Origin of the sequence: Asticcacaulis sp. YBE204, from assembly GCF_000495855.1 — a bacterium.
Taxonomy (GTDB): domain Bacteria; phylum Pseudomonadota; class Alphaproteobacteria; order Caulobacterales; family Caulobacteraceae; genus Asticcacaulis.
Genome location: NZ_AWGF01000002.1, coordinates 358096 through 378352, shown reverse-complemented (window position 1 = coordinate 378352; position 20257 = coordinate 358096). Strand labels below are relative to the sequence as shown.

At 60.8% G+C, this 20257-nt stretch carries 19 protein-coding genes and 1 tRNA gene; 6 read left to right on the top strand and 14 right to left on the bottom strand.

Annotated elements, in window-relative coordinates; translation table 11 throughout:
• Nucleotides 1–30: 30 nt before the first annotated feature.
• Together rpmB and AEYBE204_RS25860 are read right to left on the bottom strand one after the other, a co-directional pair.
• Nucleotides 31–327: a 50S ribosomal protein L28 gene (gene rpmB / locus AEYBE204_RS25865; protein ID WP_023461328.1), complete on the bottom strand. Its 297-nt coding sequence runs from the start codon at nt 325–327 to the stop codon at nt 31–33.
• A 133-nt stretch (nt 328–460) separates the two neighbouring features.
• Nucleotides 461–856, bottom strand: coding sequence for a hypothetical protein (locus AEYBE204_RS25860; protein ID WP_023461327.1), 396 nt, complete (start codon nt 854–856; stop codon nt 461–463).
• A 330-nt stretch (nt 857–1186) separates the two neighbouring features.
• Here AEYBE204_RS25860 and AEYBE204_RS25855 point away from each other — a divergent pair, with 330 nt between their 5' ends.
• On the top strand, nt 1187–3280 hold the full coding sequence (locus AEYBE204_RS25855; RefSeq protein ID WP_023461326.1) for a catalase: 2094 nt from the start codon (nt 1187–1189) through the stop codon (nt 3278–3280).
• 55 nt (nt 3281–3335) lie between these two features.
• On the opposite strand, the gene AEYBE204_RS25850 is transcribed toward AEYBE204_RS25855, so the two are convergent.
• The 4 genes from AEYBE204_RS25850 to AEYBE204_RS25835 form a co-directional block, all read right to left on the bottom strand.
• Entirely contained in the window at nt 3336–3848 is a 513-nt protein-coding gene (locus tag AEYBE204_RS25850) for a CarD family transcriptional regulator (RefSeq protein WP_023461325.1), read from the bottom strand.
• A gap of 685 nt (nt 3849–4533) precedes the next feature.
• Nucleotides 4534–5202 carry a trimeric intracellular cation channel family protein gene (locus AEYBE204_RS25845; protein ID WP_023461324.1) on the bottom strand — a complete coding sequence of 223 codons (669 nt, stop codon included), beginning with the start codon at nt 5200–5202 and terminating at the stop codon, nt 4534–4536.
• A 15-nt stretch (nt 5203–5217) separates the two neighbouring features.
• A complete protein-coding gene (gene fdxA, locus AEYBE204_RS25840) occupies nt 5218–5559 on the bottom strand; it encodes a ferredoxin FdxA (RefSeq protein WP_023461323.1) in 342 nt (113 codons plus the stop codon).
• Between the two features lie 225 nt (nt 5560–5784).
• Nucleotides 5785–6078 carry an RNA-binding S4 domain-containing protein gene (locus AEYBE204_RS25835; protein ID WP_023461322.1) on the bottom strand — a complete coding sequence of 98 codons (294 nt, stop codon included), beginning with the start codon at nt 6076–6078 and terminating at the stop codon, nt 5785–5787.
• Nucleotides 6079–6198: 120 nt separating this feature from the next.
• On the opposite strand from AEYBE204_RS25835, the gene AEYBE204_RS25830 reads away from it, so the two are divergent.
• Complete coding sequence (locus AEYBE204_RS25830; protein WP_023461321.1) at nt 6199–7275, top strand: calcium:proton antiporter; 1077 nt, start codon at nt 6199–6201, stop codon at nt 7273–7275.
• Here the strand turns inward: AEYBE204_RS25830 and AEYBE204_RS41060 are convergent.
• Genes AEYBE204_RS41060 through AEYBE204_RS25815 form a run of 3 tightly spaced genes read right to left on the bottom strand, consistent with a single transcriptional unit; the run spans nt 7270 to nt 10309 of the window.
• Nucleotides 7270–7566, bottom strand: a complete 297-nt coding sequence (locus AEYBE204_RS41060; protein WP_023461320.1) for a type II toxin-antitoxin system RelE/ParE family toxin — start codon at nt 7564–7566, stop codon at nt 7270–7272. The genes AEYBE204_RS25830 and AEYBE204_RS41060 overlap by 6 nt on opposite strands.
• Nucleotides 7563–7820 carry a type II toxin-antitoxin system ParD family antitoxin gene (locus tag AEYBE204_RS25820; RefSeq protein ID WP_023461319.1) on the bottom strand — a complete coding sequence of 86 codons (258 nt, stop codon included), beginning with the start codon at nt 7818–7820 and terminating at the stop codon, nt 7563–7565. The genes AEYBE204_RS41060 and AEYBE204_RS25820 overlap by 4 nt, the downstream gene beginning before the upstream one ends.
• Before the next feature lie 53 nt (nt 7821–7873).
• Nucleotides 7874–10309, bottom strand: a complete 2436-nt coding sequence (locus tag AEYBE204_RS25815) for a helicase-related protein (protein ID WP_023461318.1) — start codon at nt 10307–10309, stop codon at nt 7874–7876.
• 392 nt (nt 10310–10701) lie between these two features.
• Here AEYBE204_RS25815 and AEYBE204_RS25810 point away from each other — a divergent pair.
• A tRNA-Arg gene (locus AEYBE204_RS25810) sits at nt 10702–10778 on the top strand.
• Here the strand turns inward: AEYBE204_RS25810 and nth are convergent.
• The 4 genes from nth to AEYBE204_RS25790 form a co-directional block, all read right to left on the bottom strand.
• Nucleotides 10773–11189, bottom strand: coding sequence for an endonuclease III (gene nth / locus AEYBE204_RS39850; RefSeq protein ID WP_081724583.1), 417 nt, complete (start codon nt 11187–11189; stop codon nt 10773–10775). The genes AEYBE204_RS25810 and nth overlap by 6 nt on opposite strands.
• Before the next feature lie 332 nt (nt 11190–11521).
• Complete coding sequence (locus AEYBE204_RS25800) at nt 11522–12016, bottom strand: MOSC domain-containing protein (RefSeq protein WP_023461317.1); 495 nt, start codon at nt 12014–12016, stop codon at nt 11522–11524.
• A 66-nt stretch (nt 12017–12082) separates the two neighbouring features.
• Nucleotides 12083–12574 (bottom strand): hypothetical protein, encoded by a 492-nt coding sequence (locus tag AEYBE204_RS25795; RefSeq protein WP_023461316.1) that lies wholly within the window; start codon nt 12572–12574, stop codon nt 12083–12085.
• Between the two features lie 182 nt (nt 12575–12756).
• A complete protein-coding gene (locus AEYBE204_RS25790) occupies nt 12757–13386 on the bottom strand; it encodes a TetR/AcrR family transcriptional regulator (protein ID WP_023461315.1) in 630 nt (209 codons plus the stop codon).
• Between the two features lie 215 nt (nt 13387–13601).
• On the opposite strand from AEYBE204_RS25790, the gene AEYBE204_RS25785 reads away from it, so the two are divergent.
• The 3 genes from AEYBE204_RS25785 to AEYBE204_RS25775 all read left to right on the top strand — a co-directional run bounded on the left by AEYBE204_RS25785 (nt 13602) and on the right by AEYBE204_RS25775 (nt 17844).
• Nucleotides 13602–14957, top strand: coding sequence for an efflux transporter outer membrane subunit (locus AEYBE204_RS25785; protein ID WP_023461314.1), 1356 nt, complete (start codon nt 13602–13604; stop codon nt 14955–14957).
• 47 nt (nt 14958–15004) lie between these two features.
• Nucleotides 15005–16147 carry an HlyD family efflux transporter periplasmic adaptor subunit gene (locus tag AEYBE204_RS25780; RefSeq protein ID WP_023461313.1) on the top strand — a complete coding sequence of 381 codons (1143 nt, stop codon included), beginning with the start codon at nt 15005–15007 and terminating at the stop codon, nt 16145–16147.
• Nucleotides 16148–16299: 152 nt separating this feature from the next.
• Nucleotides 16300–17844, top strand: coding sequence for a DHA2 family efflux MFS transporter permease subunit (locus AEYBE204_RS25775; RefSeq protein WP_031229965.1), 1545 nt, complete (start codon nt 16300–16302; stop codon nt 17842–17844).
• A gap of 73 nt (nt 17845–17917) precedes the next feature.
• On the opposite strand, the gene AEYBE204_RS25770 is transcribed toward AEYBE204_RS25775, so the two are convergent.
• Nucleotides 17918–19969, bottom strand: a complete 2052-nt coding sequence (locus tag AEYBE204_RS25770; RefSeq protein WP_023461311.1) for a S9 family peptidase — start codon at nt 19967–19969, stop codon at nt 17918–17920.
• Nucleotides 19970–20257 lie beyond the last annotated feature (288 nt).

The window sequence follows — 20257 nt, the reverse complement described above, 5'->3', positions numbered from 1 at the left end:
GAAAACCGCTATGCACTTTTCGGGATGCGCTTAAGCAGCGGCCTTCTCAGCCAGCTTCGCCTTGATCTGCTTCTTCAGGCGACGCGCACGGAGCGACAGCTCGGTGTCGTCAGCCTTGACGAGGAAGGCGTCGAGGCCACCGCGGAAGTCCAGCGTGCGCAGGGCAGCGTTGGTGATCTTCAGGCGGAAGGACTGGTTCAGGGCTTCGGATTGAAGCGCGGTTTCACGAAGCGAAGGCAGGAAGCGACGCTTCGTCTTGATGTTTGAGTGGCTCACGGAGTGGCCGACCATCGGGCCGACACCGGTGAGTTCGCAACGACGCGACATAGGATCCACCTTGGCTAGAAACAAAAATGACAACGGCTCACAGCGGACTGCGGCCTTTAAGAGGGGCGTTCTATAGGCAAAGCGTGCCGGGCCGTCAAGGGGAAAACGCCGCTTTCCCGCCTGACGGTGCCGGTTAACGCGCAAAGGCCTTCGGCAGGTCGGGAGTCGCCTTGACGACGATCTGCTGAGGGTCGCGCCAGATGATTTCCCGACCGATGCGCGCCTTGATCTGACGCACCGGCAGCCCGCCTTCACCGATCAGCCAGGCACAGTATCGCGCCCGCTCGATCGCCTCAAGCGCTTCGGGCGTAAACCAGCAGATGCCCCAGATGGACTCCCGCCGCTTGAAGTGCCGCCCCAGTCGGTGAGGCACGTCGAGGTGGTGGTTGAACCAGTCGAACTGCGCGCGCAATTCGTCCTTGATCCATTGGGCGCAACCGCGCCGGTCGAGCAGATAGCTCGATTGAAAGAAGCCGCATTCGGCCCCGGTATAGGGGTCGATATGCGCCGTGACATAGCGCACGTACATGGTCTCATGCTCCGCGCGAAAAACACACGGAGTCCCTTATATTATTTGGATTTCGGCTGATGGAAAACGGCCCCTCGGGGCGCTATTTCAGGCCCGGAGGGAGATTGCGTTCGGATGGCCGATTAAACAGGCACATGCGGAAATCTCCGATAGTGAGACACAGGAGCCGTTCCTGTACCGGCGTTACAGACCGGGCGCAAGCTGGTTGAAAATGAAACTTTTAGCTGTGGATATTGTGCCACACGGCAAACCGCAGTGATTCTTTATTGCGGCTGACGGAAAGCTGCGCCCGGCGGCGGGCCATAATCATCTTCACCGAGGCGACAGACCATGGACGATAAGGCAAAATTCGATACTACCAAAGGCAATGGCGGCGAAACCCATCAGCAGATCCATCATTCCGGCCCGCATACGCCGGACGGACACCTGACCACCAATCAGGGCATCCGCGTTTCGGATAACCAGAACAGCCTCAAGGCTGGGGCGCGCGGTCCGACCCTGCTCGAAGACTTCGTCCTGCGCGAAAAAATCTTCCATTTCGACCATGAACGCATCCCCGAACGAATCGTCCACGCCCGCGGTTCGGCGGCGCACGGCTATTTCGAGCTTTACGACTCGCTGTCGGACATCACCCGCGCCGACCTGTTCCAGCGCAAGGGCGAGCGCACGCCGGTCTTCGTGCGCTTTTCGACCGTCGCCGGCGGTGCGGGCAGCGTCGATACACCCCGTGACGTGCGCGGCTTCGCGGTGAAGTTCTATACCAAGGAAGGCAACTGGGACCTCGTCGGCAATAATATCCCGGTCTTCTTCATTCAGGACGCCATGAAGTTCCCCGACCTGGTCCACGCGGTGAAGATGGAGGCCAATTCGGGCTATCCGCAGGCGGGATCGGCGCACGATACCTTCTGGGACTGGGTGTCTCTGATGCCGGAAACGACGCATATGCTGATGTGGGCCATGTCCGACCGGACGATCCCGCGCTCCTTGCGCACCATCGAAGGCTTCGGCGTCCATACCTTCCGGCTGATCAATGCCGAGGGGAAATCGACCTTCGTCAAGTTTCACTGGAAGCCGAAGCTGGGCCTGCAATCGACCGTGTGGGACGAGGCCGTGAAGCTTCAGGCCGCCGACAACGACTATCACCGCCGCGACCTTTATGAGGCCATCGACACGGGGGCCTTCCCGGAATGGGAGTTAGGCCTGCAACTGTTCGATCAGGAGCTGGCCGACAGCCTGCCCTACGATGTGCTAGACCCAACCAAGATCATCCCCGAAGAACTGGTGCCGGTGAAGCTGGTGGGGCGTATGGTGCTCGACCGCAACCCGGACAATTTCTTCGCCGAGACCGAGCAGGTGGCCTACTGCCCGGCCAATATCGTCGACGGCATCGACTTCTCGAATGACCCGTTGCTGCAAGGGCGGTTGTTCTCCTATCTCGATACGCAAAAGTCGCGGCTGGGGACGGCCAATTTCCACCAGATCCCGATCAATGCGCCGAAATGCCCGGTGATGAACTTTCAGCGCGACGGGATGATGCAGATGAACGTCCCCAAGGGCCGCGCCAATTACGAGCCCAACAGCCTGGCCGCGCATGGCGAAGAGGGCGGACCGCGCGAATGCCCGATGACGGGCTTCAAGACCGCTGCCGGACGCGACGACCGCGAAGAGCAGGGCGACAAGTTGCGCGTGCGGCCGGACCTGTTCGCCGACCATTATTCGCAGGCGCGGCTGTTCTGGGTCTCGCAACAACCGGAGGAGCAGGCCCATATCGCCTCGTCCTTCGTGTTTGAACTGTCGAAGGTCGGTCTTAGCCAGGTACCGGGCCGGATGGTGGCCAATCTGCGCAATGTCGATGAAGGTCTGGCCCAACGCGTTGCCGAGGGACTGGGGATCGACCTGCCCGCCAAGGCCGAGGCGGCGCGGGCGGTGGTCGAGCTTGAACCGTCCCCGGCACTCAGCATCCACGGCAATATGAAGGACACGCTGGAATGCCGCGCGGTCGGTATCCTGATCTGCAAGGACACCGATGCGGGGCTGCTGGACAAGCTCAAGGCCGATATCGTGGCGGCGGGCGGCAAACCGGTCGTCGTCGGTGCACGGCTGCACAATATCCCGCTGTCGGACGGATCGATGGCCGACGCCGACGGCCAGTTACAGGGCATGCCGTCGCAACTGTTCGACGCGATCTTTGTCCTGCTGTCGGAAGCGGGCACGCAGCGCCACGTGAAAGAGGCGGCATCGATCGAATGGGTGATGAACGCCTTCGGGCACCTCAAGGCCATTGGCCACACGCCGGAAAGCCATCCATTGCTCGAAAAAGCCGGGGTGGTGCACGACGACGGCGTGGTGCTGATCGACGACTTTATCGAGGCGGCGAAAAAGCGCTACTGGGCGCGCGAGCCCAATGTACGAACGCTCGCTTAAATGTAAAAAAGCCCCCGGATTTCTCCGGGGGCTTTTTCTATAACTTGTTCTGAAATTAAGCGGCGGCTTTTTGCAGCGACTTGTTCAGGATGGCGACGGCGGCATCGCGGTCGATCTTTTCGATCGCGGCGACTTCGCGGGCCATGCGGTCCAGCGCCGATTCATAGAGCTGACGCTCCGAATAGGACTGTTCCGGCTGGTTTTCGGCACGGTGCAGGTCGCGAACCACTTCGGCGATCGAGACGAGGTCGCCGGAGTTGATCTTCGCTTCGTACTCCTGAGCGCGGCGCGACCACATGGTGCGCTTGATGCGCGCGCGACCCTTGAGGGTCACCAGCGCCTGAGACATCACGGCTTCGGCGGCCAGATGGCGCAGGCCGGCGGTCTTGGCCTTCTTGGTCGGGACGCGCAGGGTCATTTTTTCGTGGTCGAAGGTCACGACGTACACTTCGAGGGTGTAACCGGCCACTTCCTGGCTTTCGACGGCAGCCACCTGGCCTACGCCGTGCGCCGGGTAAACGACCTTGTCGCCCACGTTGAAATCGAGTTCTGCTGCTAAAGTCGACATTGCGGTCCTCTCGCTTGGTAAGGAGGGCGAACAGCAGTTTGTCCGTGCGCATTCAGCGTGTCGAAACCTCAGGCCCGGCGGCTGGGGGAGAGCCGGGAGGTACACACGCACACAAAAAAACGATGTCCCGCGTAAGCGAAGCGCACCGTCTGTTTCGGGATTGAATACTGCTAAGACAAGCCTGTCATCCGACCTTTGTCGAAGACGCCATGCCGCAGGGGTGCCTGCATGGCGTTTAGGTGAAGAAAGATGATGCGGGGTACGTCACATCTGTGCGTCCTCGTATCGAACTTCACCTGTGTATCACAAAAATACGCAAAAATAAAGGGCCAGGGCTTCGTGTAACCGAGGCGGGGTCGTTTACCCTGTTACCGATGAGTCCGCCCTTCGATCCAAGGTTTGGCGCAAGAATATTCAATCGTAAACTCAGGTGAGAAAGCATAGAGTCCTGCGAAGACATGGATATGCGGCATGTCCGGCCTTCGGGTGAGTTAAGCGGATCGTAAAAATAGGGTTAATATGAGGGGTGGGGCGTATAGCTGTCCGGAGCACGCCTTTTAACCCTGAGAGTCGCTGCGACGGGGATAAAAAACTCTGTGGATGAAAGTATAGACATAAGGCGGCAATAAGGGCGTCGGGGCGCTCAGGCATTCCGGCAGCGAAATAAATTTTTCATATGGAATGGTTATTTAGGCGGCGCACCGAAGGCAGGCAGGCACCACGTCCAGTGAATCGCGGCGGCTCTCAACGCGAAGGCGGCGGCGAACCCGCTCAAACCCGCTGGCCAGAAGCTTAGACCGAGCAGGCTTAGGCCGACGAAGACGCAGGCCCCCAGCAGTGCGGCGGTAATATAGATGTCCCGGCGCAGCAGCAGGTTGGGCTCTCCGGCGAGCACGTCGCGGATCACGCCCCCGAAGGCGGCGGTCAGGACGCCCATCACGACCGCCGAAAACGGCGCGACCCCCAGATTGAGCGCCTTGGCGCTACCGACCACCGCGTAGGCGGCCATGCCGAGCGCATCGAGCCACATCATTGCCATCAGGCGCTTGCCGGGTTTGCCGTCGGGGTGAGGCGAGGCGCTTTTCGGCGCCAGACACCACACGGCGAGCGCCGCCAGCAGGCAGACGATGATATAGCTGGGGCGTTGCACCCAGAAGACCGGCGCGCCGATCAGCACGTCGCGCAGCGTGCCGCCACCAACGCCGGTGATGGCGGCGAAAAAGCCGAAGGTGATGATGTCCTGCCGGGCGCGCGCCGCCGCAATGGCGCCGGATGCGCCGAAAACGGCCACGGCGGCGTAGTCGAGCCAGTAGAGGGCCGTGCTCAGGGCTTCGATAGGGGCGGGAACCGGCATGAAGTTCCCGGCGTCTTACTTGCCGTCGCCGGGCTTTTCCGAGAAGTACTTCTCGAACTTGCCGGTTTCGCGCTCGAAGTCTTCACGGTCGGCGGGCGGGGTGCCCTTGACCGAAATGTTTGGCCAGACGCGCGAATATTGCGAATTGACCTCAAGCCACTTGCCGTCGGGCTCGTCCTCGGTGTCCGGCTTGATGGCATCCACAGGGCATTCCGGCTCGCACACGCCGCAGTCGATGCACTCGTCCGGATTGATGACGAGGAAGTTCTCGCCTTCGTAGAAGCAGTCCACCGGACAGACTTCAACGCAATCCATGAACTTGCATTTCACGCAGGGGTCAGTGACGATATAGGTCATCGGAACTCTTGAAACCTGATTAGGAGCCAGCCGTGGGGCCGGACAAAGATGGTGCGGCGCCGTCGCAAAGTTGATGCGCCGGACTGTGGCGTCATGACTTTTGCGCGGCTGAGTGTCAAGGCTTAAGGCCCCGGCGCGTCTCGATTTTTACTAAACCGCGCAAAGGATTTTACTAAGTTGCGGATCGATTTTGCGACTGCAAAACATTCTCGATATTGAGCGCGGCTACTCCGGTGCCTTATCAAGTCGTTCGTAAAGGGTTTGCGCCTCGCTGGCCGGGCCGCGCCGTTCGCCCGTATCGAGGACGCGGACGTCGATCATCCGCTGCCCGATGACGAAGATGAGGCGGTCGCCGGGGCGGATCGTATGGCCGGGTTTCGACAGGCGCGTCGTCTGAGCGAAACGCTCCTGCCGGATCGTGCCGCCTTCGATGAATTTCGCCGACAGGGCGCGGGTCTTGAAAAAGCGGGCGCGCCACAACCAGACATCGATGCGACAGGTTTCCAGGGCTTCGGTCATGCGTATCCTTACGTTTGCAGCAATATATCAGGCTCCGTTTGCCAAAAAAGGTTGATTCTTTGCGATCCGTGCCGCAGTCGTGGAAACCGATTGCAAAGAGTAAGGTGCTGGGGATTCGCCATGTGGGCCGCGCTTAAGAAAGAAACTTTCCTGCTGATCGCGCTGATCGTCGCGTTCGTGGCCATGCCGCTGGAGCATTCGATCATTCACGCCGGTCAGACCGTGTCGCTGATCGCGGCGCTGGCCCTGATCGCGGTGATCATCATGGCCTCACTGCGGGTAGCGCACCATGCGGAAATCCTCGCCGAGAAGGTGGGCGAGCCCTACGGCACCATGATCCTGACCCTGTCGGCGGTGCTGGTCGAGGTGGTGATCCTGGCCATCATGCTGTCGAACGCGCACAATCCGACTCTGGCGCGCGACACCATCTATTCGGCGGTGATGCTCGACATGAACGGCATTATCGGCATCGCGGCGATCATGGGCGGCCTGAAACACGGCGAGCAGCCCTATAACGACGCGTCGGGCAAGACCTATATCGTGATGATCATGACGGGGATGGGCGTGTCGATGCTGGTGCCGGAGTTTGTGCCGGTCGCCCACTGGAAGGTCTATTCGATGTTCTCCATCGGAATCATGATCTTCCTCTATGCCATGTTTCTGCGCCTTCAGACGACGAAGCACAGCTATTTCTTTGCCTATACCTATGCGGCGTCGGGCGAGGAACACCACGTCCACGGCGGCAAGACCGCGCATTCGGCGATCATTCTCGTGGCGGGGCTGATCCTGATCGGCCTGCTGGCCGAGGTGATGTCGAAGACGCTGGATGTGGGGCTTGAAGGCGCCGGCATCCCGCCGATCTTCTCGGCCCTGACCGTGGCGACCATTTCGGCCAGCCCGGAAATCCTGACCGCCCTGCGCGCGGCGCTGGCCAACCGGATGCAGCCGGTAATTAACATCGCGCTGGGGGCGTCGCTGTCGACCGTGGTCCTGACCGTGCCGGTGATCGAGCTTCTGGCCCTGTTCAACAATCAGCAGATCCACATGGCCCTGACGCCCGCGCAAAGTATCATGACGGCGCTGACGCTTCTGGTCGCAGCCATCAACCTGAACGACGGTCAGACCAACGCCATCGAAGGCACGACGCATTTCGTACTGTTTTGTGCGTTCCTCATGCTGTCGTTTCTGGGGTTATGAGTCGCTCTCCGCCTCGCTCCAGTTTTCCGAAGCGTGGCGAATGCGAAGGATGGTTATGCCGTTGTCGTCTCGCAGGTAAAAGATCAGGTGTGATTTGAACGGATGCATATAGGCCGGAGATTCGACTTCATACCTTATACGACCCAGTGTGGGAAACTCCGATAGAAGATCGAAAGTCCTGATCAGTGAGTCATAATAGGCTTCGGTCTGACGTAAGCCGAAAACCTTACGCCCGAACAGGTATATGTCTGTGAGGTCGTTTTCGGCTGCTGCGCTTAGTCGGAAAGTCACGGCTTATTGTATCCCAGTTCAGCGGCGCGTTTACGAGCCATTTCAAGTATCTCAGACACGGAGTGAGGGCTAATCCCGCTAGCCATACCCTCGTCGATTTTCGCCTGCATGGCGGTGATCTTTTCAGCCCGTGTCTGATCCCGGCGGATCAGGTCGCGCACGTAATCGCTGGTATTGCTGTAGCGACCCGTTTCCGCCTGTGCTTCGGCCCAGGCCTTCATCTGTTCGGGCAGGGAAATGTTCATCGTGGCCATGACGCGCTCCTTCGTTTCAGCGAAGGGTACAATTCATGGCAAACTTTGTCAAATCACTTTGCGCGCAGCACGGCGAACGGTGAATAGGGATTGATATATTCCGGTTCCGGCCTCGCCTTTTTCGGCGTAGCAGCGGATTTGGTGCGCCATCCGGTGCGCGCGTCACCCTCGCCGAAGCTGTGCGTCCCTGCCTTGGCGAAACCCAGAGCCAGCATCAACCGGTCGTTGGCGATGTCTTTCAAGGCGTCGGGTTTGAGATAGACCGCGCCCTTGTGGAACTGGCCTTCGGACAGGGCCTTGTCGATGGCCGCCAGCGTTTTCAGCTTGACCGGCTTATGGTCGGCGACCGCCACCAAGCCTTTGAGGCTCAGCGCCCGCTGCGGATGGTCGCGCGCGCCGCCAAAGGCTTGCATCACGTTATGCGGCAGGCGCGGCAGGGTCCATACGAAGCGATTGGCCTGCACCCCCATATCGCGCAGGGCCTTGCGCTCCTCCGGCGTCAGCCGGTCGTCCTTGCGCAGGACGATGCCGCCGTTCTCATAAAGCTGATAGGCCACGGCACGCACGGCGGCGGGCAGGTTTTCGTCGCGGGACGCCTGATAGACGCGGTGCAGGGGCTTCAATTGTTGCAAGGCCAACTGCTGCACGAAATCGGCCAGCCGCTTGCCCGCGCGTTGTTGCAGGGCCGGGTGATCGACCTGACAATCGAGGCGGACCTTTGGGTTGAAATAGTCCGACGGTTCGATATGCCCGATCACGGCGCCGTGCCACAGGATATCGGGCCCGCGCAGTCTTAGAGTCTTGGTGGGTGCCTGACTGAGTTCATTCAGACGGTCCTTGAGGATCGGCGTCACCGCGCGATAGGCGGCCTGACGCAAGGCCTTGTCTTCGACCAGGGTTTCGCCGGATGACTGGACAAAATTGAGGCCGCGTAACTGTCCGACCGTGTGGCCTTCGAGGATGACCTCGCCGGTGGCCGTGACTTCGGGTTTTGGTGTCTCGAAGGCATTGAGCGCTTTGAGCAGGGCGCTGGTCCGCTGATCGACGAAACGCTTCATCAGGGCTTCATGCAGCTTGTCCGACAGGCGCGCCTCAAGGTCGCGCGTCGCCCCGCGCCAGTGGTCGGCGTTTTTCAGCCAGTTGGTGCGGTTGGCGATATAGGACAGGGTGCGCACGCCCGACAGCCGCCCGGACAGGGTGTCGATATCGCCTTCCAACCGGTCGAGGTGGCTCAGTTGTTCGTCGAACCAGTCCGCCGGCACGAAGCCATCCGGCCGCATCCGCGACCAGAACAGGAAGCTGACCATTTTCAGGTGTTCGTCCAGCGACACCTTGCGGAAGTCCGGCAACTGACAGACCTCCCACAAAATGCGTAAACTAACCGGATTGCGGGCCTTGAGCGCGATGTCCTCGTCCTGCGCCAGATGGCGCAGCGCTTTTTCGTCGAGCGCCTCCTTGGCCAGATGCAGGGCGGGCAGGGGCGAGGGCGCGGTCAGGCTTTTCAGCAGGTGATCGAGCGAGGTAAAATCGAGTTTGTGGTTGCGCCACTGCGCGGCGGTCAGGCTGAGGAAGCGGTGGTTCTCGATGGCCTCGACCAGGTCTTCGTCCATCTCGGGCGCGTCGCCAGTCGCCCCAAACGTGCCTTCCTTCTTGAAACGCCCGGCACGACCGGCGATCTGCGCGGCTTCCTGCGCGGTGAGGGGGCGGGTGCGTTTGCCGTCGAACTTGCTAAGGCCCGCGAAGGCGACATGGTCGATATCCATGTTCAACCCCATGCCGATGGCGTCGGTCGCGACGAGGAAATCGACCTCGCCGCGCTGGAACAGGTCGACCTGCGCGTTGCGCGTCTTGGGGCTGAGCGAGCCCATAACCACCGCCGCGCCGCCGCGCTGACGGCGGATCAGTTCGGCGATGGCATAGACCTGCTCGGTCGAAAAGGCGACGATGGCCGTGCGCGGCGGCAGGCGCGTCAGCTTCTTGGGCCCGGCATATTTAAGCTGCGACAGGCGTTCGCGGAACAGGATTTCGGCGTGCGGAAACAGGGACTTGAACAGCGGCGCGAAGGTCCGCGCCCCCATGAACAGGGTTTCCTGATAGCCACGCGCGTGCAAAAGCCGGTCTGTGAACACATGGCCGCGCTCGGTATCGGCGCAGAGCTGGATCTCGTCGACGGCGAGAAAGTCGACGCGGCGCTCCAGCGGCATGGCTTCGACCGTACAGATGAAATAGGCGGGCAGGCGCGGAATGATCTTTTCTTCGCCGGTGATCAGAGCGACGGCATTGACGCCCTTTTCCTTGACCACCCGGTCGTAGATTTCGCGCGCCAGCAAGCGCAGTGGCAGGCCGATCATGCCCGTGCCGTGTGCCATCATCCGTTCAAGCGCGTAGTGGGTCTTGCCGGTATTGGTAGGCCCCAGCACCGCAACGAGGCGGTGGTCGCGTTCTTCGCGGGCGAACAGATCGGAAGGGGGATGCGAGAGATCGGGCACGGCACTGTTTTAGAGCCTATTCCGAAAAGTGCGCAACGGTTTTCGGATTCAAATAGGCGATCAGAAAAAAACCCACGCATAGCGGCTTTGGGAAGGTGGAAATGAGGCCGTTAGGTGAGGATTTATGAGGGTTAACGCAAGGCCGTGTTCACCCTGAACAGCAGGGAAACGAATCATGACCGAATCAGTGACATCGTCAGATGCCTGATTCGTTCTATACCATATATGGTATGTCGCTACGGCCTTAACCATATAGCTGTGCAGACTTTATGCGATGAGTCGCACGGGGAGTCGAGTCGGGAATCCGGCGCGCAGATGTCCCCGGAAATTTACGCGCCGAACGTTCAAAGACTTCTCAAGCCCGCGCCGCCTGTGCTAGGACCGACTTAAGTGGCCCCTTAGCTCAGCCGGATAGAGCAAGGCTTTCCTAAAGCAGAGGTCGGGGGTTCGAGTCCCTCAGGGGTCACCAGCGGCCGTTTGATTGGCAACCGCCGCGAACCGGACAATTTCGGCAGGCCGGGTGGCTGTGACGACATATTTGCTGACCCAACGTCTTGATTAATACATGTAATTCCGTCAGGTCCACCGCGGAATAATGCGGCGCGGCATCCATGACGAAATCGTGCGCCTGCCGCGAGGTAGCTTTGGGTGCGATATGCCCCAGTCGTTTCAGCACACGAACAACGTGCGTATCCGCGATAAAGCTGCGCATACGCAAAGTACTGGCGTTCAGCGCCGAAGCCGCCACCTTCGGTCCGACACCCATAAGGTTTTGCAACCAGGCCTCGGCTGTCAGAGGCGGATAGTCGGCCAGAAAGTCGAGATCGAAATCCGGGTGCTTGACGCGAATGCGATGGAGCGTCGCTTGCAGAAAAGGCAATCTTGTCTTCCGGAAAGGTAACATCGCCAATAACGGCCAAGACGTCTCGTATTGGGGCGTCGGCTAGAATATTCCAGTCCAGATAGGCGACGCGCAATCGATCATAGGCCGGCAGCGATACCTCGTCACGCGTCCGGCCACTGATCATTGACCTGACCAGTTGCTCCATAGGTGTGCGTTCAGGCGCCTGCGTATATGGGCCGAACAGAAATAGCAGGGCGTCACGCAACCTATCCAGTTCGGTCGTGGCACCGAAGTCGAGGGCATATTGGGTCATGAACAAAACGCACAAAATTGCATAAGTTCTTATTTTGTTCTATATGGGGAAAGTGTCAAGTCACCACAGTCAACGCATCTCCCAACCGAATCGTACCGCCTTCCAGCACTTGTGCGGTGATGCCGCCGTGGCCGCGCACCGCATTGTAGCCGCCGATACCCAGTATCTCTTCCATGCGCGAACAGGGGTGGCATTCGCCGGTCATTTCCAGCACCGCTTCGCCCAGACGAAAGCGTTTGTCCTTTAGCGCCAGCAAGTTGATCCCTGACGTCAGGACATTGCGCCGTAATTGTTCCGGCAGCACCACCGTGCCCAGATAGCTGCCGATAGCGTGCAGGTCTTCGTGGCCGATCAGGGTCAGGTGCCGCGTCCCACGTGTCGCGCTTTTGTAATGGTCGCCGATCAGGCCAGCTTTACTATCCAGCACGGCTTCGGCCACGCTGTCGATCTCGCCGCGCCGCACGGGACGCAGGCCGATCCACTCGATCGTGCCGGGACGCATGGACGCGTTCATCAGGGCGGCGAGGGGCGAGTTCGGATTAATCGGCATGGGGGCCTCAAACGGAAACAGACGGCCCGCAAAGGCCGCCTGTCAGTATAACACAAACAGAGAGTCTTACGCCGCGAAGGTGCGCGTCTCGTCGGCGGCCTGTTTGGCGACGGGCTGCATGACGGCGGTCAGGCGCGACACGAACAGGCTATAGACGCCGGTCATGGCGGCCATATTGTCCTGCATCTTTTCGACGGCAGCGTTTTGCAGGGCCAGAACGTCTTCCATCGTGCGGACGCTCATCGCCTGTTTCGACAGGTCCTCGTAATTGGCCAGCGAGCGGCCATAGGCGTCCGTCATGGCCTTGTTGACTTCGCCCAGCATGTCCGAGGTCTGCTTGCCAGCCTGGGCATAGGCGCTCATCGTGCGCTCGCCGATTTCCTTGCTGCGCTGGCTCATGCGCTCGGTGTTTTCGCGCACCGTGTTCATGGCGTCGCGGCCATAGGCCATGCCTTTTTCAGTCGTGGATTTGGCAGCGTCGGCGGCGGTGTTCCCAAGGGTATTCATCGTGTCTTCGGTTTTGGCGATGGCGTCGGAGGGGTTCAGGGTGTCGGCCATGAGATAATTCCTTGAATAGAGCCCTGACCGGCGCGCGAAAAGGCACGCGGCGAACGCGGTCGAGGCAGGGAAGGGGGGCAAAGAAAGGGGTGCTGCCGAAGAGTTCGGCAGCTCACTTCTACTCTATCAGGCGTAATTATTTTGCGCCGCTTCCACGTCCCATTTGTAAGAATGACGTAAGGTCACTTTGCGCCGAACGCCGCGTAGAAGGTCCGCAACGCTGCCTCGACTTCGCGCTCGATCTCGTCGTCGGTCGGTTCGGGCAGATAGTTCAGGAAGCGTGCCTTCTGATAGCGGTTCTGACACAGGGCGATGAACTGGCTGGCGGCGCGCATGGTGTCGTCGATGCGGTATTCACCCGCCTCGACGCCCTTTTGCAGGAAGGCGGCGACGTTTTTGATGCCGCGCAAAGGACCATTTTCGTAAAAGCTGCGCCCGCTTTCAGGCCAGCGTTCGGCGACCGCCATGATAACGCGGAAATTGCGCTGGGTCTCATCCGAGGTCACGACCTTGAGATATCGCTGCCCCCAGTGCGTCAGAGTTTCGCGATAGCTGCCCTGTTCCGCTTCGATCAGGATGTCGATCAGATTGGCGTGCAGGGCGCAGTGCCGCTGCACGAAGGCCTCGAACAGCTCTTCCTTGCTCTTGAAGTAGTTATAAAGCGTCCCTTTCGAGCCCCCGACGCGCGCGGCGATGGCCGACATCGAGGCGGCATCGAAGCCGCCTTCGAGGAAGATATCGCTGGCCACATCGAGAATGGCTTCGCGACGGGCGTCCTTGTCTCCGCGGGATTTAAGCTCCTGCGTACTCATACTTGATTAGCCTCATGCTGGCGTCGTGCCCCTAAAAAATTTCACACTTTCTTTGGGGTGCGCGCTTATATTGTGGACGGAAGGTTCAGATTTTCGCACTGCGGAAATTTTTTCTGACCGTACCGTACGGTTCTGTTGACAATATAGCGTCACAGGCCTATAGGCACAAGTGATAAATGACCGTACCGTACGGTTTGCGTTTCCAAGGTCCCGCGATGTTCGTAAATAAGCGCCCCATTTCCCTTCTATTGCTTGGCGTCAGCGCCCTGAGTATGACCGCCTGTGCGGCCCTGCCGAAGGACCAGACCAATGCCGCCGTGCCTCAGGCCGTACAGATACCGTCCGACATGGTGCATAACCGCTGGTGGACGCAATATAACGATCCGCAGTTGAACGCCTTGCTCGACACCGCCATCAAGGACGCGCCGAACCTGTCGGCCGCCGCCGCGCGTCTGCTCAAGGCGCGGGCGCTCGAAGACAGCCAGCGCGCCTCGCTCTATCCGACGGCGACGGCTTTGGGCGCGACGCTGCAAATGGGCGGTAATAATCCTGCAATCGATTCGATAACGCTGGGTGGCATCAATTTCGGCTGGGAGCTCGACTTCTGGGGCAAGAACCGCGCCGGGGTGAAGGCCGCGACCTCCGCCGCCGACGCTACCCGCGCCGACGCCCATCAGGCGGTGCTGGTCCTGACCACGGCGACGGTCAACGCCTATTTCGAGCTGGCGCACCTCTATAAGGACTACGACCTCGCCAAACGCGCCCTGGTGCTGCGGCAGGATTCGGAATCGCTGGTCTCGCAGAAGGCCACCAGCGGCCTGACCTCGAAGGCCGAGCTCGAACTGGCCCGCGCCGCCGTGTCGAACGCCCGCGGCGAACTGGCGGCGATCGAGGAGCGCATCCTGATCCAGCGCCACCTGATCGCGGCGCTTGCCGGTCAGGCCCCGGCCTTCGGTGAACAACTGGAGCGCCCGAACCTGCCCGACGCCCGCAATTTCAAGGCCCCCGAACGCCTCGATCTGGAGCTGATCAGCCGCCGTCCCGACGTCGCCGCCGCCCGGTTGCGCGTCGAATCGGCCTCGTCGTCGACGCAGCGCGCCAAGGCGTCCTTTTACCCGAACATCAACCTGATGGCCTTCGCCGGCAAGGTCTTCCTCAACGACCTGAGCGGGTCGGGCATGGATGCGATCAATGCCGGTCCGGTCCTCAGCCTGCCTTTGTTTGAAGGCGGCAAGCTGAAGGCCAATCTGCGCGGCGCCGAAGCCGATCAGTCGGTGGCGCTGGCCAGCTATAACCAGACGGTCGTCACCGCCATGCAGGAGGTCGCCGACACCGGCGCCAGCCAGCGCGCCCTGAGCGAACGTCTGCAACATTCCAATGCAGCGCTGGCGTCGAGCGAGGAAGCCTATCGTCTGGCGCGTCTGCGCTACGAAGGCGGTCTGAGCGACTACGCCACGCTGGTGCTGGCCGAACAGAACCTGCTCACCCAACGCAGCACCAACAACGCCCTGCAAAGCCGCGCCCTGACGCTCGAAGTCGCCATGGTCAAGGCGCTCGGCGGTCCCTACTAATTTAAAACCTCGCACCTCATCCTGTTTTTCTGAAAAAAGTCAGTCCCATGTCCGACAACGCACCCGAAACTCCCACCGCTCCGGTCGCCCCCGCACGCACCGCCAATAACAACCGCCGCACCCTGATGACCGGGCTTGCTGCCGTCGTCGCCATCGGTGCCGTCGCTTACGGCGCTTACTATGTCCTCGTCGCCTCGCACTATGTTTCCACCGACAACGCCTATGTCGGGGCCGAAACCGCGCAGGTCAACGCGCTGGTCTCCGGCCCGGTCCTGCGCATCATGGCGCAGGAAACCCAGGTCGTTAAGGCCGGCGACGTGCTGATGGTCATCGACGACGCCGACGCGAAGATCAACTACGCTGCTGCCGAAGCCGCTCTGGCCTCGGCCGAACGCCGCGTCATGGGCTATTACAGCAACGACAAGGCGCTGGCCGGAGCGATGGGCGCGCGCGCCGCCGATATCGCCAAGGCCGACGCCGGGATCAAGGCCGCCGAAGCCGAAGCCGCCCGCGCCAAGTTCGAATACGACCGCCGCAAGAACCTCGCCTCGACGGGCGCGGTGTCGCAGGAAGAGCTGACCGCCACCGAAAGCGGTTATGCCGCCGCCGTGGCCAATGTCAGCGCCGCCCGCGCCGCCCGCGCTCAGGCTCAGGCCGCGTTGCTGACCTCGGAAGGCAATCGCCAGTCGAACGCTACCCTGTTCGCCGGGGTGCAGCCGGGTGAAAACCCCGAAGTCATGGCCGCCCGCGCCAAGCTGGCCGGGGCCAAGCTGGCGCTCGACCGCACCATCGTCCGCGCGCCGATGGCCGGGGTCGTCACCAAGAAGGCCGTTCAGATCGGTCAGCAGGTTCAGGTCGGCACGCCGCTGATGGCGGTGGTTCCGGTCGCCAACGCCTATGTCGACGCCAACTTCAAGGAAGTGCAGCTCAAAAAGGTCGTCGCTGGTCAGGAGGTCGAGCTGACGTCTGACCTCTACGGCGAAGGCGTCAAGTTCAAGGGCAAGGTCGTCGGCGTTTCCGGCGGCACGGGTTCGGCCTTCTCGCTGATCCCGGCCCAGAACGCGTCGGGTAACTGGATCAAGGTCGTTCAGCGTTTGCCGGTGCGTATCCAGCTCGATCCGAAAGAGCTTCAGGCGCATCCGCTGCGCGTCGGCCTGTCGATGAAGGCCAAGATCGACGTATCGAAGTAATCTTCAGCACCTCCCCTGATCTCAGGGGAGGTGGATTTTTGCCGAACGGCAAAAAGACGGTGGGGTTAACCCCTGTCCTGTAACCCCCCTCCGCCGTTCCGGCGGTATCCCCCCTGATATCAGGGGGGAGGCTGAACTTATGGAGCGCCCTCATGGCCTCAGCACCTCCCAATACCATGCCCGCGCCGCTGACCGGAGGCGCTCTGGCGCTGGCCGCCGTGGCGCTGGCGCTCGGCACCTTCATGCAGGTGCTCGATTCGACCATCGCCAATGTCGCCCTGCCGACCATCGCCGGGAACCTCGGCGTCGCCTCCGATCAGGGGACGTGGGTCATCACCTCGTTTGCGGTCGCCAACGGCATTTCCGTGCCGCTGACCGGCTGGCTGATGATGCGCTTCGGCGTCGTCCGGACCTTCGTCGTCTCGGTCGCCCTGTTCACCCTGGCCTCGTTCCTGTGCGGCATCGCGTGGAACCTGCCGTCGCTGATCCTGTTCCGCGTTCTGCAAGGGGCGGTGTCCGGCCCGATGATCCCCGGCTCGCAGGCCCTGCTGATCATGATCTTCCCCCCTAATAAACGCTCTACGGCCCTGGGGGTGTGGTCGATGACCACGCTGGTCGCGCCGGTGCTGGGGCCCATTCTCGGCGGCTACATCTCCGATAATTTCGCCTGGGAATGGATTTTCCTGATCAATGTGCCGATCGGGATCGCCTGTACGTGGATCTGCTGGAGCTTCATGCGCAACCGCGAGACGCCCACCGTGGCGCGCAAGCTGAACATGATCTCGTTCTCGCTGCTGGTTTTCTGGGTCGGCACGCTGCAACTGGTGCTCGATACGGGTAAAGACGCCGACTGGTTTGCCTCACCGCAGATCGTCATCCTGTCGATTATGGCGGGGATCGGCTTCATCGCCTGGCTGATCTGGGAACTCAATGAGAAGAACCCCGTCGTCGATCTGTCGCTGTTCAAGAGCCGCAACTTCATGTTCGGGGTCATTGCGCTCTGTCTCGCCTATGCGGTCTTCTTCGGTAACAACCTGCTGATGCCGCTATGGCTGCAAACCAATATGGGCTATGTGGCGACCTGGGCCGGGCTGGCCGCCGCACCGTCGGGCGTGGTGGCGGTGTTCCTGACGCCTTTCATCGCCCAACTGTCGAACCGTCTGGACGCCCGCATTCTGGCGACGATTTCGCTGCTGCTGTTCGCCCTGTCGTTCTATATGCGCTCGCTCTATTCGCCGGATGTCGATTTCGGCAACCTGATCGTGCCGATGTTCGTCATGGGGGCGGCGATGAGCATGTTCTTTACCTCGATGATCACCCTGTCGTTCCGCGACGTGAAGCCGCATCAGATGCCGGCAGCGTCGGGCCTGTCGAACTTCGCGCGCATTACCGCCGGTTCGTTCGCCGCATCTCTGGCGACGACGGTGTGGGATCGCTACGAGACCGAGGCTCAGGGCAATATCGCCAATATCGTGCCTCTGGATACCCTTCACCGCGCTATCGATCAGGCGATGGCGATGGGCATGTCTCAGGCGCAGGCCGTTGGGGTCGTCACCCGTCAGGTGATGCAACAGTCCTATCTGCTGGCCACCGTCGATATCTTCCGGGTGTCGTCGATCATCATCGTCTGTCTGGTGCCGACGATCTGGCTGTGCCGCAAGACCATGGCCAACGGTCAGGTTCACGCGGCGGACTGAGTGAGCCACCGGACACCACGCACAAAAAAAGCGGGCCGTTTGCGCGGCCCGCTTTTCCTTTGTCTGGTAAGGATTACAGCCCGCCGGGCTTGCAATCCTTCTTGAGGAAGTCGTCGACCATGGTGAGCAGCTTGGCGGCATGCTCCGGGTTCCACAGATTCGATTCGTGGCCCATGTCCTTGAAGGAGACGTATTCGGCCTTCTTCTTGGCCGCGATCAGCGCATCGTAGAAGTCTTTCGACTCCGACGGAATGACGTTCGTGTCGCGGTCGCCGTGATAGATCAGGATCGGAATGCTGGCCTTATCGACATTGGCCTTGGCATCCAGACCGCCGACGAACGGGCGCTGGAACTCGCGCTGGAAGCGGTTGTCGCCGTTACGGTTCTGCATCGACTTGGGCGACGAGGGACCGGCGCCGGAAATCGCACACTGATAGATCGGGGTCGGGCGCACGACGGCGGCCATGGCCGAGTAACCGCCGAACGAATAGCCGTGCATGGCCAGACGGTTCTTGTCCGCCACGCCCTGCGCGACCATACCCAGCGCAACGTCATCCATGTCGTCCGACATGGCCTGACCCCACTTGCTGTCGCCGGCGCTCCACTGCGCCATGCCCCAGCCGTCCGAGCCGCGATACTGCGGCATGGCGACGGCATAACCGCGGGCGACGAAGTACTGCGCCCAGGGCGAAATGACGTTCCAGTCGAGATAGTCGCGTGCCCACGGGCCGCCGTGCGGCACGATCAGGGTCGGGTAGGGGCCCTTGCCGTACTTTTCGACATTGGGCTTATAGACCAGCGCCGGAATCGGACGGCCATCACGGGCGGTGAACTGCTCCAGATCGCCATGCCCCAGAAGCTTCGTGTCGAGCCACGGGCGTTCCGCGCCGATCGCACGAATACCGACGCCTTCGATGTAGAGATAGTATTCCGGCGGGGTCGCCGGGCCGGACTTCTTGACGATCAGGGTCTTGTAGTCCTGGCTCCAGTCGACGAGCGACAGGCCGGGGCCGTCATAGAGGCGGATCTTGACCGGCTTGAACGTGGCCAGATCCTTCCAGTCGACGCTCTTGGTCTTGATGCCCAGCGCCTGCTCGATGGTCTTCATCGTGTTGTCGAGTTTTTCGTCGACATAGTAGTACATCGGACGGTCGGCCTGATAGGCGAAGGCCACGACGTCGCCGCTGCGCGGATCGATCTGCACGCCGCCGGCGTCGAAGGTCGGATGTTCGAAGGCGACTTCACCGAACTGCTTGGTGCGGACGTCGAAATTGTAGATGCCCGTATGATCCTTGCCGCGGCGCGCCGAGACGAGGATGATGGCCGGATCCTTGGTCAGGCCGACGATCGACGGCAGTTCGCGGTCCTTGAAATAGGCGCGGTAGATTTCTTCCCAGGCGCCGGTTTCGGGGTTCTTGAACTTCTGCGAGATATAGGCCTTGCCGGTTTCGAACTCGACGCCGTTCTTGGCGACCAGTTCCCCCTTGAGGTTATAGATCAGGCTGCCGTCCTTGTCGCCGATACGTTCCTGAACGACGTATTTGCCGGTCATCAGGTTCGACTTGTAGATTTCGCCGTCGTCGCCCTGAACCAGAACGTTTTCAGGATCGTTCGGCAGCGAGTCGATGACGCGGGCGCTCGACAGGGCGCGGCTCAGTTCTTCCTGCTCGCTCTTGGCGCGGCGCTCAGGCGCACCCTTCAGCCACTTGGAGCCTTTCAGGTCGGTGAATTCCGTCTTGAAGACGTAGCTGCGCATCGAGCCGTAATCGAGCAGCTGACGCATGGTGACGGCCATACGCTCGTTCTTGACGAACGACACGCGCATGAAGCGCATACGCGGATCGATGCCGATACCGGTGGGCTTGGTCAGGTCGTCGGTGGACCATACGGTGATCACCGCGGCCTTGCCGTCCTGCGACGTCAGGGCCGCCATGTGCTTGCCGTCGGGCGAAAGGGTCAGGCTGTCCATCGCGGGCAGACGCCCGAAGTCTTCGGCCGTCGGCGCGGTGGCCTGGGCATGGGCTATGGCCGGCAGGAGAACCGCCGGTGCCAGAGGGCCGGCTGCCAGGGTAATGGCAACGGCCAGCGCCCGGTAGGAAGGCGACAAGGTAGTGAAAAGGGCCATATTACGCTTCCGAAAAAATGAGTTACTTCGTGCAACAAAAGGCGGGGAGCGATGTAAAATGCATCCTTGTCCCCCGACGCCCTGCTGGTTGCATTGGCAATCATCATATTCATCGTTTCAGCCGTTAGTCAAATGCGATCATAAGATGGCGAAATCCGGGCATTCGGTTGCGTGAATCGGGTGAAAACAAGGCGTCGATTTTAGCGATATATGACGAAATCAATCATTCATAAGGGGGAATGCCGCAGTGCGAAAAAGGCGGACAATATAATTTAATTACTTGTTATT